The organism is Pantoea sp. E956-1, from assembly GCF_982223955.1.
This window is the reverse complement of record NZ_CEUYZP010000059.1, coordinates 1-460: the sequence shown is the minus strand read 5'-3', so window position 1 is coordinate 460 and position 460 is coordinate 1. Positions and strand designations below refer to the sequence as shown.

Sequence of the window (460 nt, the reverse complement as noted above, 5' to 3'; positions counted from 1 at the left end):
ACCAGCGACAGCACCCCGACGATCAATGGTAACGGCATGCAGCCCGGATCCACCGTGGTGATCACCGACGGCGACACCGAGCTCGGCACCGCCACCGTGGGCGACGACGGCAGCTGGACCTTTACGCCAGAAACCCCGCTGACCGACGGCGAGCATGCGCTGGTGGTTGACGGCACCGACGCCGACGGCAACGTCAGCAGCAGCACCGTCGAGGTGAACGTCGACACCAGCGCTACCGTGCCCGGCCTCACCGACGACGCGGGTAATGTAATCGCCGACGGCAGCAGCACCAGCGACAGTACGCCAACCATCGGCGGCGGCGGCATGCAGCCCGGCTCCACCGTGACCGTCTCCGACGGCGACACCGAGCTCGGCACCGCCACCGTGGGCGAGGACGGCAGCTGGACCTTTACCCCCGACGCGCCGCTGGACGACGGCGAGCACGCGCTGGTGGTTGACG

Annotated in this window: 1 protein-coding gene; it reads left to right on the top strand. The window is 69.3% G+C overall.

Going from position 1 to position 460, the window contains the following annotated elements:
- A partial coding sequence (locus AC0T7J_RS25240; protein ID WP_473798491.1) for an Ig-like domain-containing protein occupies nucleotides 1–460 on the top strand: 460 nt, incomplete at both ends.